This window comes from Aliibacillus thermotolerans, from assembly GCF_027853235.1.
In the GTDB taxonomy this organism is placed as follows: domain Bacteria; phylum Bacillota; class Bacilli; order Bacillales; family Marinococcaceae; genus Aliibacillus; species Aliibacillus thermotolerans.
Window position 1 is genome coordinate 1 of sequence record NZ_WKJG01000100.1, and the last position, 16,371, is coordinate 16,371.

A 16,371-nucleotide genomic window follows, 5' to 3' on the forward strand; every position below is an offset into this window, starting at 1 on the left:
TTGCCGCCCGCTTCCTTCAGATTCCGCGTCACCACGGACACCCTTGCGTTAAGCTAACCACTACTTCTGCCTTCGTGGCTCGGGACTTGCACCCTATAGACTACACCCATGCCGGGCGCACTAAAAATGGTTCCAAGCAAATGTTAGTGCTTGGAACCATTCTTTTTTGGATAGTTATGACTCAGTTACTTTTAATTTGACATCCAATCGGTACTTTCCGGGTTATTTTTCCAGAGTGATAGTCTCGCTTCTTCTTCTTTTGTAATATAACCGCTTTCTCGGGCAGCTTCTAGTAAGACTTCGTAGTCCGTTAAAGTGTAATATGTAAGGTCTGCTTCTTTTAGTAACTGTTTCCCTTTTTCTAGTCCGTACGTAAAAATGGCTGCCGCTCCTAACACATCGGCCCCTGCCTCCAATAACGCTTTTTGGACATGAATGACACTTCCGCCAGTAGAGATTAAGTCTTCGATAATAACGACCCGATCCCTACGCTTTATTTTTCCTTCAATTTGGTTCCCTTTTCCGTGAGACTTCGATGAGCCACGTACATAAATCATCGGAAGGTTCATCTGTTCCGCGACAAGTGCAGCGTGAGGGATACCGGCAGTAGCCGTTCCTGCAATCACGTCGACGTCAGGAAAATGTTCTTTGATGAGTCCTACCAATCCATTTCGAATCTCACTTCGTAACGACGGGTAAGAAAGAGTTAAACGGTTATCACAATAAATGGGAGACTTCATACCGGATGACCATGTGAAAGGGTCATCGGGTCTTAAGGCGACCGCTTCAATGTTTAATAATTCGCGAGCGATGCGATGCTTCATTCTTTTCCCCTCCATTCTGTTTTTATTTTTTCATAGGCAGCTTTTGGGTCGTCAGCTGTTGTAATGCTTCTTCCAACGACGATGGCATCGCTTCCTAAGCTTTTCGCTTTTACTGGCGTGACGACTCGCTGTTGGTCGTCATGACTGTCACTTTGTAAACGAATTCCCGGAGTGACCGTATAAAAGGAAGGAGATACTTGTTCTTTAATATGCCCCGCTTCCAATGCGGAACAAACGACACCATGTAGCCCTGCACGTTTTGCATTGTTCGCATAATGAACGACGGTATCTTCAAGGGAATGAGCAATGTATAGTTCTTCTTTCATCATTTCTTCGCTCGTACTCGTTAATTGCGTCACCGCTACACAAATCGGAAGGTCTCCCGTAGTCGTTCCTTCTTTTAACCCTTCCATCGCCGCTGCCATCATCTTTACTCCCCCAGCAGCATGCACAGTAGTCATATCGACGCCAAAAGTAGCGAGTTGTCTCGCCGCTCGTTTCACCGTATTCGGAATGTCATGCAATTTTAAATCTAAAAAAATGCGATGTCCCTCTCTTTTCCAATCTCTCACTAAAGAAGGTCCTTCTTTATAAAAAAGTTCCATCCCTACTTTTAAAAAGAGCGACTCTCCTGAAAATGATGTCAAAAATCGTTCCGCTTCCTGTCTATTTTCGAAATCCATCGCAATGATGACGGGACGGTTCATGCCCAGCCCCCCTTTCTTTTCACATCGCGAAGATGATGATAACCTTTTGCTTCCATCCATTCTTCCAGTTCTTTAATTAATGTCGGACAAATGTAAGGATTGATGAAATTTGCGGTTCCGACGGCGACGGCATCCGCTCCGGCAAGGAAAAATTCAATCACATCTTCGACAGAAGTAATCCCGCCCATCCCGATAATTGGAAGTTCTGTTTGCCTTCTTACTTCCCGGATCATGCGAATGGCAATCGGCTTTATCGCTGGACCGGATAATCCGCCCGTTTCGTTCGCAATCAACGGCCGTCCTGTGTTTATATCGATTTTCATCCCTGTAAGCGTGTTAATCATCGAAAGACCATCGGCACCGGCTTTTTCTACTGCCTGTGCAATGACAACGATGTCTGTCACGTTCGGAGATAATTTGACGTATACCGGAATATCCGAGACGGCTTTTACACGTCTCGTTAATTCTGCTGCCAAATCCGGGTCTGTCCCAAATGCAATGCCGCCTTCTTTCACATTTGGACAAGAGATATTTAATTCTAGTGCGGCCACTTTCCCGGATTGTGAAAGGACTGTTGCTGTTTCTACGTAATCTTCCACTTGCGATCCTGCCACATTGGCTAGAAGCGGTGTCTCAAACTGTTCCAACCAAGGGAGTTTTTCAGAAACAATTTTTTCGACCCCTGGATTTTGCAACCCGATCGCATTTAACATGCCCGCTGGCGTTTCTGCTACACGGGGAGTTTCGTTCCCAAAGCGCGGTTTGTGGGTCGCTGCTTTTAATGCAATGGCTCCGAGCACATTCAAATCATAAAACTTTGCATATTCTTCTCCAAAACCGAAACAACCCGAAGCAGGCATGATCGGATTTTTCATATCAAGCCCCGGTAATTCGACGCGAAGTGCTGTCATAGTACCACCTCTCTCCATGGAAATACCGGGCCGTCACTGCACACTTTCCGGTAATCGTGCCCGGACGCATCCCCTTGCACGTGACAAACGCAAGCAAAACATGCACCAATCCCACAACCCATGCGAATTTCTAACGATAAGCTTCCCACAGCTTCCGGATAGTTCGTCTCTAACGCTTTTAACATCGGAACGGGTCCGCACGCATACAAACGGTCAAAAGAGATGTTTTTTTCTTGAATCACATCGGTGACAAATCCTTTCGTTCCAATCGAACCATCCACGGTACTCACGAACACTTCCCCAAACGATTGGAAAGCTTTTTCATAAAACATCGCTTCTTTATTTTCAAATCCGAGAACCGTTGTAACGTTGGCCTCTCGTTCTTTTAACGCACGAGCAAGATCGTAGAGTGGCGGGACACCGACTCCTCCTCCTACAATCAAGACGCTATCTCCTGCGGACACTTCTTCCACTTGAAAGCCATTTCCAAGCGGACCTAGTACGTCCACAGTATCTCCAGGAGTTTTGTTCGCGAGTAGCGTCGTCCCTTCTCCTTCTCTTCGGAATACAATCGTCAATTCCTTCTCCTCTTGATTGACATGAGAAATGCTAATGGGGCGACGAAGAAGTGGTTGCAGCTGATGGCTCGGTAAAATATGCAAAAATTGCCCTGGCATTTTCACCTCTGTTGCAATGGTTCCAAATAACTTCATTTCATAAATACGATGAGCAATCTCTCGAATCGCCCCCACCGTCATATGTTCTTTTTTCATTTACTCACCTCATTATCCCCTTCTAGTCGCTCTTTCATCACCGGTAGCGCCTCCGCTGAGAAAGTAATCATTTCCAATACGTTTAAGAGAGCATCAGCTGTGTCAATGGATGTGAGACAAACCACTTCATTTTCGACTGCTTCTCTTCGTATACGGAAACCATCTCTTCTTGGCTGCTTTCCTTTCGTTAACGTGTTAATAACAAACTGTGCCTTCCCTTCACGAATAATGTCTAATAAATTCGGTGAGGGTTCCGATACTTTATGGACCTTATCCACTGGAATATCGTACTTTTTCAAATAATTAGCAGTACCTTCTGTCGCTAAAATATGATAGCCAATTTGATGGAAACGACGAGCAAGGGACACTGCTTCTTCTTTATTTTTATCTGCAATGGTAAATAAAACGGACCCATGTGGTGGAATATTCATTCCTGAAGCGATCAGCCCTTTGTAGAGCGCTTTTTCAACTGAAATGTCTCGACCCATCACTTCTCCTGTTGATTTCATTTCCGGACCAAGGCTTATATCTACCCGACGCAATTTCGCAAAAGAGAAGACAGGCACTTTCACCGACACTTCCTTTTTCTCCGGCAACATTCCGCTCTCATAGCCTAATTCTTTTAAACTTCTTCCAGTAATCACTTTTGTTGCAATAGAAGCAATCGGCACACCGGTAATTTTGCTTAAAAATGGTACCGTTCGACTAGCCCGTGGGTTCACTTCAATGACGTACACTTCATCTTCATGAATGACAAATTGGATGTTTAAAAGTCCTTTAATATTTAAGCCGCGTCCAATTGCAATCGTCCGATCTACTAATTTATCCTTCATCTCTTGAGAGAGAGTTTGCGGAGGATAGACCGCAATAGAGTCACCCGAATGAACACCTGCCCGTTCAATATGTTCCATGATCCCAGGAACAAACACATCCTCCCCATCGGAAATCGCATCCACTTCGATTTCTTTTCCGATCATGTAGCGATCAATTAATACCGGATGTTTTTCGTTCACTTTCACCGCACGACGCATATACGATTGTAATTCTGTTTCATTGTCAACAATTTCCATCGCACGGCCACCAAGAACGTAAGAAGGTCGGACTAAAACCGGATATCCAATCTCATTCGCTATTTCTTGCGCTCCTTTGACAGAAGTCGCTGTTTTTCCTAGTGGCTGCGGAATTTCCAATTGTTGAAGCGCTTGTTCAAATTTATCTCTATCTTCGGCACGGTCCATGTCTTCCATCGTCGTACCAATCATCGGAACGCCCCGCTCGTGTAATCCGTCCGCTAAATTAATCGCCGTTTGTCCGCCAAACTGAACGATCACCCCTTCCGGTTGTTCTAATTCAATGACATGCATCACATCTTCTAACGTGAGGGGCTCGAAATATAATTTGTCAGAAATGCTAAAATCGGTAGAGACCGTCTCCGGGTTGTTGTTAATAATAATCGCTTCGTAGCCCTCTTCTTGTAACGCCCAAACGGTATGAACGGTTGCGTAATCAAACTCCACCCCTTGACCAATTCGAATCGGACCGGAGCCAAGAACGAGAATGGATGGTTTATCTGTTTTCTCGCTTTCGTTTTCTTCTTCATACGTCGAGTAATAATAAGGAGTTTCTGTTTCGTATTCCGCCGCACACGTATCCACCGTCTTGAACACCGGTGTGATTCCATGTTCTTTTCGGAATTGATACACTTCTAATTCCGTCCAGTGCCACATGTCTGCAATGGTCACATCCGCAATTCCAACCGATTTTGCTTGCATAAGCTTTTCTATATTTCCTGGAACCTCTTTTAATTCTTCGCTTAATTGTACAATTCCATTAATTTTTTCTAAGAAAAAGCGGTCAATGGCAGTATGTTTATGGACCGATTCCACCGACCAACCACGACGAAACGCTTCTCCGATGACAAATAGTCGTTCATCTTCTGCTTTTTCTAGTTTCGAAATGATTTCATCCTCATCCATCGTTTGATGCGTATCATCGTACAGATGAAGGCGATCCATTTCCAATGAACGAATCCCTTTCATTAATGATTCTTCAAAAGTACGCCCAATTGCCATGATTTCTCCCGTCGCTTTCATTTGTGTGCCAAGAGTACGATTTGCCGCTTCAAATTTATCAAAGGGCCAGCGCGGGATTTTCGTGACGATATAGTCAAGAGACGGTTCGAAGCTGGCATACGTCGTTCCGGTGATAGGATTTTTCAACTCATCAAGAAAATATCCGCACGCTATTTTGGCAGCTATTTTCGCAATTGGGTACCCGGTCGCTTTTGATGCTAACGCAGAAGAGCGACTCACTCTCGGGTTGACTTCGATAATGTAATAATCAAAGCTATCTGGTGACAGGGCGAATTGGACGTTACAGCCCCCTTCAATTCCTAATGCTTCAATGATTTTTAAAGAAGAGTGGCGCAGCATTTGATACTCCCGGTCCGAGAGCGTTAGACTCGGCGCAACAACGATAGAGTCTCCGGTATGAATACCGACGGGATCGACATTTTCCATGTTGCAAATGACTAAACTTTGTCCTTTCGCGTCTCGCATCACTTCGTATTCCACTTCTTTAAATCCGGCGATGCTTTTTTCAATTAAACATTGGGAAACAGGGCTATATTTTAAGCCAGAAGCGACAATTTCTTCGAGTTCTTCTTCATTGTCAACAAGCCCACCACCAGTTCCTCCTAACGTATAAGCAGGACGGACAATGACCGGGTAACCGATTTGTGCGACAAACTCTTTCGCTTCTTCCAACGAATGAATGATTTCGCTTTCCGGCACCGGTTCATTTAATTCGTGCATGAGAGCTCGGAACTGCTCCCGGTCTTCTGCTTGTTCGATCGCTTCTAACTCTGTTCCAAGCAAGGTAATATTAAATTCTTCTAAAATTCCTTCCCGATGAAGCTCCATCGCCATATTTAAACCTGTTTGACCGCCAAGAGTTGGTAAGATGGCGTCAGGTCTTTCTTTCCGAATGACGCGTGATACGAAGTCTAGCGTAATCGGCTCGATATATACTTTGTCTGCCATATTTGTATCCGTCATAATCGTCGCTGGGTTTGAGTTAATTAACACGACTTCGTATCCTTCTTCTTTTAACGCTTGACAAGCTTGCGTTCCGGCGTAATCAAATTCTGCTGCTTGTCCAATGACAATTGGACCTGATCCAATGACGAGAATCTTGTGAATATCAGTACGTTTTGGCATAATATCTCTCCTATTAATACGTAGGTTTCTCCGCATCCATACGCGTGATAAAACTGTCAAAAATATCGTTCATATCCCTCGGTCCTGGACTTGCTTCGGGATGAAACTGTACACCAAATACCGGCTCCGTTTTATGCGCGACTCCCTCAACTGTCCCATCATTGACATGAATGTGCGTCACTTCCAAAGAAGTAGAACGAAGGGATTCACGCGCTACCGTATACGCATGGTTTTGAGAAGTCATATAGACGTGGTTTTTGCGTAAATCTTTTACCGGATGACTCGTTCCGTGATGTCCGGTCGCCATTTTCATTGTTTTCGCACCAGATGCAAGACAAATCAACTGAAAGCCAAGTCCGATTCCAAAGAGAGGAACTTTCCCAATAAACGATTTAACTGTCTTCATGGATTCTCTCACATCTTCAGGGTTCCCCGGACCGTTACTTAACACGATTCCATCAGGATGATATGTCATCACTTCTTCGTAACTCGTGTCGTAAGGTAGGACAAAAATATCGGCTTCCCGTTCAATTAAACTTTTTACGATGCTATGTTTCACCCCGAAATCGAGTAACACCAATCGTTTGCCAGAGCCAGGAACGTGATAGGCATTTTTCGTCGATACTTTTTTGACCCGATCTCGAGATGGCTGAAACGCCCGTAATTCCTCAATTGTATCCGTCTCTTCTCTTTTCATGGAAGTGATTCGTCCTATGAGCGTTCCGTCTTTTTGAAGCATACGTGTCAGCTTTCTCGTATCAATACCAGCAATCCCCGGGATGTCTTTTTCTTTTAACCATTCATCTAAACTCATGATGCTACGAAAGTTACTCGGATACGTTGCATGTTCTTTTACAATCACTCCTCCGACAGAAGGATGGAGAGATTCAAAATCATCCCGATTAATCCCGTAGTTTCCAACGAGAGGATAAGTCATTGTCATTAAATAGTCACAACTAGAGGGGTCAGACAAGAGCTCTTGATATCCGGTCATGCTCGTCGTAAAAATTACTTCTCCCGTACATTCCCGTTCACTTCCAAAAGCTTTTCCTTCGAACACGGCCCCATTTTCTAAGATGAGCTTACGATTCATGGTTACTTGTCCCCTTTCTCATAAACAACATGCCCTTCCACCATCGTCCACACCGGCTCTCCTTTTGCTTTCCAATCGGTAAATGGTGTATTTTTTCCTTTTGAAACAAATGTGCTCGGATCAATTGTGTATTCTTTCTCCAAATCAATGAGGGTAAGGTCCGCTCTTTCTCCTTCTTGAATCACCCCGCCATCGATCTGAAAGACTTCTTTCGGATGAAGGGTAAGAGACGATAATAAAAATTCTAACGAACATGTTTTTGTCTCAACAAAATGTTGATACATTAGCGGAAAAGCAGTTTCAAGCCCAACAATACCAAAGGGTGCTCTCTCTATCCCAACCCCTTTTTCTTCCTCCGTATGAGGCGCGTGGTCTGTCGCGATAAAATCAATCGTTCCGTCTAACCAGCCTTCGATTAATGCCTCTTGATCTTCTTTGGAACGAAGCGGTGGATTCATTTTATAGTTCGGGTCGGGAGACGGAATATCTTCCTCACAAAGTAATAAATGATGTGGGGTGACTTCCGCCGTCACGTGAATTCCCGCTTTTTTCGCATCGCGAATGACGCGCACAGATTCTTTCGTACTGACGTGACAAACGTGATAATGAGCACCCGTTTCTTCTGCTAAAAGCACATCGCGAGCAATATGTACCGACTCACAAACCGATGGAATTCCTTTCACACGATGTTTTTTCGCAAATTGTCCGTCGTGAACACTGCCGCCGTATATTAATGTGTTTTCTTCACAATGAGCGACAATTGGCAGACCTACCCGTGCTGCTTCTCTCATCGCTTCATACATGACCGATGCGTCTTGCACGCCTACTCCGTCATCGGTAAAAGCAAAAGCACCGGCTTCTTTCAGCCCTTTAAAATCCGTCCGTTCTTTTCCTAACTGCCGAATGGTAATGGACGCATATGGTAACACGCGAACGACCGCAGAAGCGCGAATTCTCTCCCACAGCTTATCCATTTCTTCCACCGTATCCGGTACCGGGCGCGTATTCGGCATCGGACAAACGGTAGTAAAACCGCCTTTTGCCGCTGCTTTCGTCCCGGTTGCAATCGTTTCTTTATGTTCTCCCCCCGGCTCCCGAAGATGAACATGGACATCAATAAAGCCAGGAGAGAGTAATTTTTCTTTTGCATCAATGATGATGTTTGCTTCCGTTGGGGCTTTCCCAACTGTTGCAATTTTCCCGTCTTTTACTTCCACATCCGTTTTCACTAATGTTTCGTCTTTTGTAAACACTACGCCATTCGTAATCCAACCGTTCATCGCTACTCCTCCTTCAAAGTATTCTTTATCGTCTTTCTAAAACGTATTCGAGCACGGCCATCCGTACGTACACTCCATTAGTCATTTGTTTAAATATGCGGGAACGCTCACATTCTACTAATTCACTGGCAATCTCTACTCCTCGATTGATCGGAGCAGGATGCATGATGATGCTCGTTGGTTTCATCCGTTTTTCTCGTTCGACCGTCAATCCGTATGTTTCATGGTATTCTGCTGGACCTGCCACCATTTTAACGGCATGTCGTTCATGTTGAATTCGAAGCATCATCATCACATCCGCAATTTCTACCGCTTCATCCATGGTGACGTAACGAGCCATCCATTCCTCCGACATCCATTCTTTCGGACCGGCTACGTATACTTTCGCCCCTAATCGTTCCAGTAAATATATGTTGGAGCGAGCCACACGACTGTGGGAAATATCCCCCGCGATGACAATGTTGACATCTTCAAAAGTTTGAAATTCTTGTTGGATTGTGAGCAAATCGAGAAAAGATTGGGTTGGATGGTGACCGCAACCATCACCGCCATTAATGATCGGAATGTGAATTGCATCCATCAATTCATCAAAATACCGTTCTTGACTATGACGAATGACAACAACATCCACACCGATACTTTCCAACGTCTTTACTGTATCATAAAGAGTTTCTCCCTTTTTAATACTGGACGTATTCGCTTCAAAAGGAAGGACTTGTAAGCCTAATTTTCTTTCTGCCGCTTCAAAACTAATTTTCGTTCTTGTGCTCGGTTCAAAAAATAAATTGGCTGCAAACAACTGTTCATGAATAAAGGAACGAGAAGAAGTTTGAAAAGATTGGGCGCGCTCCAGAAGGGCATAAATCTCATCATTCTCCCAATTTTCCACAGTTAAAACATGCGTTGGCTTTTTCTGTTTATCATAATGATTTCCCATGAAAATCATTCCCTTCCTTTTTCAAATGATCGAAGGTTCTTTCATTTGCTTTGATCTTCTAACGAACGAAACATTGCTCCGTTTCCATAACCTAGTTGTTTCTGTGGCAAGACTTGATGAAGTATCATTCCAAGAATGGTTGCAAGCGCCATTCCTGTGATTTCTAAATGCTCGTTCACAGGAATAAATGCACCGCCAATGCCGGTGACAAGAATAACGGAAGTGATAATTAAATTTCTTTTTTTGCCGATATCGACTTCATTGTCGATAAGCATGCGTAAACCAGAGGAAGCGATAATTCCAAAGAGAAGTATGGAAACACCTCCCATGACGGCTCCTGGAATGCTCGCAATGATCGCTTCCACTTTCCCAATGAATCCGAAAAGAATCGCTAATATTGCCGCTCCGCCAATGACAAATACGCTAAAGACACGAGTAATGGCAAGAACACCGATATTTTCTCCATAAGTCGTATTCGGTGGGCCTCCGATGAAAGAAGCAATCATCGTGGCCACGCCATCTCCTAAAATCGAGCGGTGCAGTCCGGGATCTTTGAGAAAATTTTTTCCTACTACCTTACTTAACACCATTTGATCCCCAATATGCTCGGCAATGGTTACCACTGCGATCGGTGCCATGATAAAAAGAATTGTCCACGACCATTCCGGAGTAAAGGTAACAAACGGAGTGACAAAGGACGGAATATACAACCAAGGGGCTGCTTGAATCTCTGTAAAATCAATGAATCCAATGATAGCCGCAAGAATATATCCACCTACAATTCCAAGTAAAATCGGGATTAAGTTGAAAAATCCCCGAAAAAAGACAGATGCAATAATGGCAATAAATAAGGTGAACAATGCAACGGATAAATGAAGCATTGGGTCCACATATTGCCCGGTCGTCTCATCGAAGTTCATCGCCATGTCAATCGCTGTTCCTGCTAGTCCCAACCCAATCACCATAATTACGGGGCCAACAACAACCGGCGGGAGAAGATTCATTAACCACTCCACCCCTGTCGTTTTCATGAACAAAGCGACAATGCCATACACCATTCCTGCAGCAAAAGTTCCAATCATGACTCCTTCAGGTCCACCGATGGTCATCGCTGCAATAATAGGCATGATAAAGGCAAAGGAAGAGCCGAGATAAGCAGGAATTTTTCCTCTCGTAATGAACAAGTAAGAAAGTGTTCCAAGTCCACTAGAAATTAAGGCAACAGATGGATTTAATCCCGTTAATAACGGAACGAGAATGGTTGCGCCAAACATGGCAAATAAATGTTGAATACTTAGGAAAAACCACGTGTGCCATTTAGGTATTTCACGAATTTTCACATTGATTTGCTCGTCCATTGGATACCTCCCATAAAATCTCCGCCATACCACTCAGACTAATCGATCAGTTACTATATCCTTTTCAGCAAGGGCATAAAAAAACTCTTTCCCTCACATGAGGCAAAGAGGTACAATGTCAAGCGATTCCTGAACAATCGCTTCACTTTATACCTCTTTTCAGCCTCCCGGACTGATTTAAAGAGGGTGCTTATGTCGGACGTTGTTGAATGGTCACGGTTTCTCTATCGTCTGTTTCTTTCAAATGAACAGCAATCATTTCATTTTTTGCTGTCGGTACATTTTTCCCAACGTAATCTGGACGTATCGGAAGCTCGCGATGGCCGCGATCGATTAACACTGCTAGTTGTATTTGCGCAGGTCGTCCGAGATCAATCACCGCATCCATGGCTGCCCGTACAGTACGGCCGGTGTAAAGAACGTCATCTACTAAAACAATTTTTTTGTTTTCAATATTCACCGGTATATTCGTTCCTTTTAACTCCGGGTCTAAACTGTCATTTCGATGACTTAAATCATCCCGATAAAGCGTAATATCCACTTCCCCAACTGGTATATCTACCCCTTCTATTTTTTGAATATTGGACTGAAGGCGATTGGCAATATAAATTCCTCTCGTCTTAATCCCGATGAGAACACAATCATCAATCCCTTTATTTCGCTCGATAATTTCATGGGATATACGGGTAAGCGCTCGGCGAATGGCTTGATCATCTAATAAAACGCGTTCTTCTTTCACAACAATAAAACCTCCTTACATAAAAAATCCTCTCACCCGCAGGGGCAAGAGGATGATATACCTATATGGGCATACAACGAGCGTCCAATTACTTCCATGTTCACTCGCTAGGTGTTTTCATCCTTCTCAGCCTCACGGGACTGATGTTAAAGGAAATGTGATTTGCTTCATTATGACAAAATTCTCTCCATTGGTCAAGGTGTATTTTTTAATTTTTCCAATTCCTTCACCATATCATCTGGAAGAGGTGCTTCAATTGCAATGGTCTCGTCTGTCATCGGGTGTACAAATGTCAACGAAAATGCATGTAACGCTTGTCCGTCAATCGGTAATGTTTTCTTCCGTCCATAAAGAGGGTCTCCTGCAACCGGATGACCGATGTACGCCATATGCACGCGGATTTGATGGGTGCGACCAGTGACTAATTCACATTCGACAAACGTGTAGTCTTGAAATCTTTCCAGCACTTGAAAATACGTTACTGCTTCTTTCCCGTGATGGTCAGTTACTGCCATTCGTTTTCGATTTTTCGGATCTCGACCGATGGGAGCATCGATCGTTCCTTTCTCATGTAAAATGGACCCATGAACGATTGCTTTGTATTTTCTTTCAATGTTTCTATGTTTTAATTGCTCCGCTAATCGTTCATGTACGTCATTATGTTTGGCAATGAGGAGAAGTCCTGAGGTGTCTTTATCAATGCGATGCACAATTCCTTGACGTTCCTCTCCATATACATCCGATAAAGAAGTGTATGCCAAAAGCCCATGTAGGAGAGTTCCTGTCGCATGCCCCGGAGCAGGATGAACAACAAGCCCACGCGGTTTATTGACAATGAGTAAATGTTCATCTTCATAGCGGACATCCAGTGACATCGGCTCTGGTTTGAGGGAAAAAGATGTCCTTTCCTGAATGGCAATACTAATTTCATCATCACGTGCCAATACATAATTATTTTTCACCTGCTTATTGTTAACTAAAATATTCCCTTCTTTAATCAATGTTTGGACCGATTGTCGTGACATATTCGTATGTGCTGCGACATGTTTATCCACTCTTTCCCCGACACCATCTTCAGCGATTTTCCAAGACTTTTTAGTTTCCATGTTGTTGCCTCTTTTCTTTTCGATCGTCCATTATTATTTTCATCATTAACAGAATCACTCCGACAACAAGCGCAGAATCTGCTACGTTAAAAATAGGATAATTGTATGTAAATATATAAACGTTCAAAAAGTCGACCACTTCTTGGAACAATAAGCGATCGATAAAATTCCCGATCGCCCCACCAAGGATGAGAGCAAGAGGGATTCCTATCATACGGCTTTCACGCCCATGTTTTTGTAAATAATAGACGACGAAAAAAATGACCACGATCGTGGCAATGTAAAACAACCACATTTGTCCTTGTAAAATACCAAAGGCTGCTCCAGCATTCCGGTGAGATGTAATGTAAAAAAATGAAGGAATGACTTCGATGCTTTCACCAATTTCCATATAATGAACGACGAGATATTTTGTCAATTGATCGATCCCGATAATAAGGAGGGCAAGCACATAATAGTAAATGACCATAATTCTACCTCTTTATTTTTGTCATGATGGAGAAAGAAGGCGTAAAGACGCCTCCTTTCACTGATTATTGAATCTCGCTATAATGTTCTTCTACAATGGATGCACAACGGGTACATAATGTAGGATGTTTTTCTTCCGTACCGACCGTTTCCGTTACCTTCCAGCAACGTTCACAAGTCTCTCCTTGCGCTGGTTGGACAAGAACTTCCGTTAGTGCAAAGGCTTCCGCAGAAGAAGGAGCGTTCTCGGCACTAATCGTCACATGTGAGACGATAAACAGTTCCGCTAATTCCTCTTCCATTTCTTGAAGCAATGAACGAACGGAATCTTTTGGATAAAGGATGACGGAAGCGGCTAATGACTTACCAATGACTTTTTCATTCCGAGCTTCTTCCAGTGCTTTTAACACTTCATCACGAACTGCCATTAGTTGATCCCATTTATCCCGTAACTGTTCTGATTCTTTTAATGGATATTCATTTGGCATGTCTGTTAGTTGCACGCTGTCTGCTTCTGTCTCAGGAATATAGCTATACACTTCTTCTGCAGTATGAGGCAAAATTGGCGCCACTAACTTTGCAAGCGCAACAATCGTATCATATATGACGGTTTGCATTGCACGACGTTTCGGATGGTTGCTATGTTCAATATAAAGGATATCTTTCGCGATGTCTAAATAAAAGGAACTTAAATCAATCGTGCAGAAATTGTGAATCGCATGATACACGCCGGCAAAATCATAGGCATCATAAGATTCCTTAACCTTTTGAATAACATCATTTCTTTTTAAAATCATATAACGATCTAATTCTGAAAATTGTTCGTCTTGGACGCGATGGCTGGAAGGGGAAAAGTCATGTAAATTTCCTAACATAAAACGGAACGTATTTCGCATTTTCCGATATGCTTCCGACACTTGTTTTAAAATCGAATCTGAAATGCGAACGTCTCCTCGATAGTCTACAGAAGCAACCCAAAGACGTAAAATATCCGCTCCTAATTGCTTCATCACTTTATTTGGAACGATGACGTTCCCGAGCGATTTACTCATCTTTCGCCCTTCTCCATCTAAAACGAAGCCATGGCTTAATACCATTTTATACGGTGCTTTTCCAGTAGTAGCTACACTTGTAGAAAGGGAAGAGTTAAACCAACCGCGATATTGATCCGATCCTTCCAAATACATATCTGCTGGTCGTACTAATTCTTCACTTTCCTCTAGCACCGCTTGATGGGACGATCCACTATCGAACCAAACATCCATAATATCCATTTCTCGCGTGAATTCACCATTCGGGCTATGTTCGGACGTAAATCCTTCCGGAAGTAAGTCCTTTGTCTCCCATTCAAACCAAATGTTAGACCCGTGTTTGCGGAATAAGTCGGAGACATGTTGGATCGTTTCATCCGTAATGATCGGCTCCCCATCTTCTCCATAAAAAATCGGGATAGGTACGCCCCAAGCACGTTGACGGGAAATACACCAGTCACCTCGATCACGCACCATATTATAAAGTCGCTGTTCGCCCCATTCCGGAAGCCACCTTACATTTTTAATCTCTTTTAATAAGTCTTCCCGGAAGTTTTCGATGGAAGCAAACCATTGCGAAGTTGCACGGAAAATCACCGGTTTTTTCGTTCTCCAATCGTGAGGATACGAGTGAGTGACAAAGTCTAGTTTTAACAGCGCCCCTAGTTCTTCTAACTTTTGGGTGACCACTTTATTGGCATCATCATAAAAGAGACCTTCAAATCCTGGCGCTTCTTCGGTAAAATACCCTTTATCATCCACAGGACACAATGTCTCTAACCCGTATTTTTGACCGGCGATATAGTCATCTTCCCCGTGACCTGGCGCGGTGTGAACGCATCCTGTCCCAGCGTCAAGCGTCACGTGATCCCCTAACACGACGAGGGAATCGCGGCCATAAATGGGATGGGTAGTCATGACATGTTCTAATTGATGACCAGGAATGGTACGTGCAACCACCGGCTGTTCCCACTGCAGTTCGTGCGTTAATTGTTCAACCAACTGTTCTGCTACGACAAATTTATTTTGATTCACTTCTACGACAGCGTACGTCACATTTGGATGAACCGCAATCGCTAAGTTCGCAGGAATCGTCCAAGGTGTTGTTGTCCAAATAATAAATTTTTCATCGCCATCTAACACATTTTTTCCGTCTTTCACAGAAAAAGATACGTAAATAGAAGGGGAACGTTTATCGTGATACTCAATCTCTGCTTCTGCAAGGGCTGATTCTGACGATGGAGACCAATAAACTGGCTTCTTTCCTTTGTAAATGTGACCTTTTTTCGCCATTTCCCCAAACACTTTAATTTGAGCCGCTTCATAATCGTGTGTCAAAGTAATGTATGGATTCTCCCAATCACCACGGACACCGAGCCGTTTAAATTGCTCTCGTTGCCGATCAATTTGTTCCAGTGCATATTCTTCACATAATTTTCTAAACTCGGCCACGGACATTTTTTTGCGATCCACTTTTTTATTTTTCGTAAGAGCTGTTTCAATCGGTAATCCGTGCGTATCCCAGCCAGGTACATACGGAGCATGATAGCCACTCATCGATTTGTACCGAATGATCATATCTTTAATGATTTTATTGAGTGCATGCCCAATATGAATATCTCCATTGGCATAAGGAGGTCCATCGTGAAGAACGAATAACGGTCTTCCTTTCGTACGTTCCTGTACTTTTTCATAAATTTTTTCTTCGTCCCACTTTTTTTGCATTTCTGGTTCCCGATTTGGTAAATTTCCTCGCATCGGAAATTTCGTTTTCGGCATTAATAACGTTTCTTTGTAACTCATTCCAATTTATCCTCCTCAACGATACGTTAAAATAAAAAAACAACCCATCCCTGACAAGGGACGAGTTGTACTCGCGGTGCCACCCTTCTTGTATGCACGTGAAAACACGCATACCTACTCATT

The 16,371-nt window shown here is 43.4% G+C and carries 13 protein-coding genes and 1 other annotated feature (1 of these 14 only partly in view); all 13 genes read right to left on the reverse strand.

The genetic code is table 11. The features are described from left to right. Positions 1-191 precede the first annotated feature (191 nt). Complete coding sequence (gene pyrE / locus GJS40_RS13420; protein ID WP_270898362.1) at positions 192-824, reverse strand: orotate phosphoribosyltransferase; 633 nt, start codon at positions 822-824, stop codon at positions 192-194. Then, on the reverse strand, positions 821-1,531 hold the full coding sequence (pyrF, locus tag GJS40_RS13425; protein WP_270898363.1) for an orotidine-5'-phosphate decarboxylase: 711 nt from the start codon (positions 1,529-1,531) through the stop codon (positions 821-823). Before pyrF ends, pyrE begins: the two co-directional genes overlap by 4 nt. Beyond that, positions 1,528-2,442 (reverse strand): dihydroorotate dehydrogenase, encoded by a 915-nt coding sequence (locus GJS40_RS13430; RefSeq protein ID WP_270898364.1) that lies wholly within the window; start codon positions 2,440-2,442, stop codon positions 1,528-1,530. Before GJS40_RS13430 ends, pyrF begins: the two co-directional genes overlap by 4 nt. After that, positions 2,439-3,215, reverse strand: coding sequence for a dihydroorotate dehydrogenase electron transfer subunit (locus GJS40_RS13435; RefSeq protein WP_270898365.1), 777 nt, complete (start codon positions 3,213-3,215; stop codon positions 2,439-2,441). The genes GJS40_RS13430 and GJS40_RS13435 overlap by 4 nt, the downstream gene beginning before the upstream one ends. Continuing rightward, positions 3,212-6,433, reverse strand: coding sequence for a carbamoyl-phosphate synthase large subunit (gene carB / locus GJS40_RS13440; RefSeq protein WP_270898366.1), 3,222 nt, complete (start codon positions 6,431-6,433; stop codon positions 3,212-3,214). The genes GJS40_RS13435 and carB overlap by 4 nt, the downstream gene beginning before the upstream one ends. A gap of 13 nt (positions 6,434-6,446) precedes the next feature. Further along, complete coding sequence (locus GJS40_RS13445; RefSeq protein ID WP_270898367.1) at positions 6,447-7,526, reverse strand: carbamoyl phosphate synthase small subunit; 1,080 nt, start codon at positions 7,524-7,526, stop codon at positions 6,447-6,449. Between the two features lie 2 nt (positions 7,527-7,528). Beyond that, positions 7,529-8,806, reverse strand: a complete 1,278-nt coding sequence (locus GJS40_RS13450) for a dihydroorotase (protein WP_270898368.1) — start codon at positions 8,804-8,806, stop codon at positions 7,529-7,531. 25 nt (positions 8,807-8,831) lie between these two features. Beyond that, on the reverse strand, positions 8,832-9,743 hold the full coding sequence (locus GJS40_RS13455; RefSeq protein ID WP_270898369.1) for an aspartate carbamoyltransferase catalytic subunit: 912 nt from the start codon (positions 9,741-9,743) through the stop codon (positions 8,832-8,834). A 41-nt stretch (positions 9,744-9,784) separates the two neighbouring features. Continuing rightward, positions 9,785-11,101: a solute carrier family 23 protein gene (locus tag GJS40_RS13460; RefSeq protein WP_270898370.1), complete on the reverse strand. Its 1,317-nt coding sequence runs from the start codon at positions 11,099-11,101 to the stop codon at positions 9,785-9,787. 190 nt (positions 11,102-11,291) lie between these two features. Beyond that, positions 11,292-11,840: a bifunctional pyr operon transcriptional regulator/uracil phosphoribosyltransferase PyrR gene (gene pyrR, locus GJS40_RS13465; protein WP_270898371.1), complete on the reverse strand. Its 549-nt coding sequence runs from the start codon at positions 11,838-11,840 to the stop codon at positions 11,292-11,294. Positions 11,841-12,034: 194 nt separating this feature from the next. After that, the gene (locus GJS40_RS13470; RefSeq protein WP_270898372.1) at positions 12,035-12,946 is read right to left on the reverse strand and encodes an RluA family pseudouridine synthase; all 912 of its coding nucleotides are present in this window, start codon (positions 12,944-12,946) and stop codon (positions 12,035-12,037) included. Continuing rightward, complete coding sequence (gene lspA / locus GJS40_RS13475; RefSeq protein ID WP_270898373.1) at positions 12,936-13,415, reverse strand: signal peptidase II; 480 nt, start codon at positions 13,413-13,415, stop codon at positions 12,936-12,938. The genes GJS40_RS13470 and lspA overlap by 11 nt, the downstream gene beginning before the upstream one ends. Before the next feature lie 64 nt (positions 13,416-13,479). Then, positions 13,480-16,248 carry an isoleucine--tRNA ligase gene (ileS, locus tag GJS40_RS13480; RefSeq protein ID WP_270898374.1) on the reverse strand — a complete coding sequence of 923 codons (2,769 nt, stop codon included), beginning with the start codon at positions 16,246-16,248 and terminating at the stop codon, positions 13,480-13,482. A 53-nt stretch (positions 16,249-16,301) separates the two neighbouring features. Next, positions 16,302-16,371: a binding site (T-box leader), on the reverse strand; it runs 150 nt beyond the window's last position.

Excerpts from the sequence above, each read along its gene's own strand:
- pyrE (WP_270898362.1), bottom strand. The coding sequence starts at position 824 with ATGAAGCATCGCATCGCTCGCGAATTATTAAACATTGAAGCGGTCGCC.
- pyrF (WP_270898363.1), bottom strand. The coding sequence starts at position 1,531 with ATGAACCGTCCCGTCATCATTGCGATGGATTTCGAAAATAGACAGGAA.
- GJS40_RS13430 (WP_270898364.1), bottom strand. The coding sequence starts at position 2,442 with ATGACAGCACTTCGCGTCGAATTACCGGGGCTTGATATGAAAAATCCG.
- GJS40_RS13435 (WP_270898365.1), bottom strand. The coding sequence starts at position 3,215 with ATGAAAAAAGAACATATGACGGTGGGGGCGATTCGAGAGATTGCTCAT.
- carB (WP_270898366.1), bottom strand. The coding sequence starts at position 6,433 with ATGCCAAAACGTACTGATATTCACAAGATTCTCGTCATTGGATCAGGT.
- GJS40_RS13445 (WP_270898367.1), bottom strand. The coding sequence starts at position 7,526 with ATGAATCGTAAGCTCATCTTAGAAAATGGGGCCGTGTTCGAAGGAAAA.
- GJS40_RS13450 (WP_270898368.1), bottom strand. The coding sequence starts at position 8,806 with ATGAACGGTTGGATTACGAATGGCGTAGTGTTTACAAAAGACGAAACA.
- GJS40_RS13455 (WP_270898369.1), bottom strand. The coding sequence starts at position 9,743 with ATGGGAAATCATTATGATAAACAGAAAAAGCCAACGCATGTTTTAACT.
- GJS40_RS13460 (WP_270898370.1), bottom strand. The coding sequence starts at position 11,101 with ATGGACGAGCAAATCAATGTGAAAATTCGTGAAATACCTAAATGGCAC.
- GJS40_RS13470 (WP_270898372.1), bottom strand. The coding sequence starts at position 12,946 with ATGGAAACTAAAAAGTCTTGGAAAATCGCTGAAGATGGTGTCGGGGAA.
- lspA (WP_270898373.1), bottom strand. The coding sequence starts at position 13,415 with ATGGTCATTTACTATTATGTGCTTGCCCTCCTTATTATCGGGATCGAT.
- ileS (WP_270898374.1), bottom strand. The coding sequence starts at position 16,248 with ATGAGTTACAAAGAAACGTTATTAATGCCGAAAACGAAATTTCCGATG.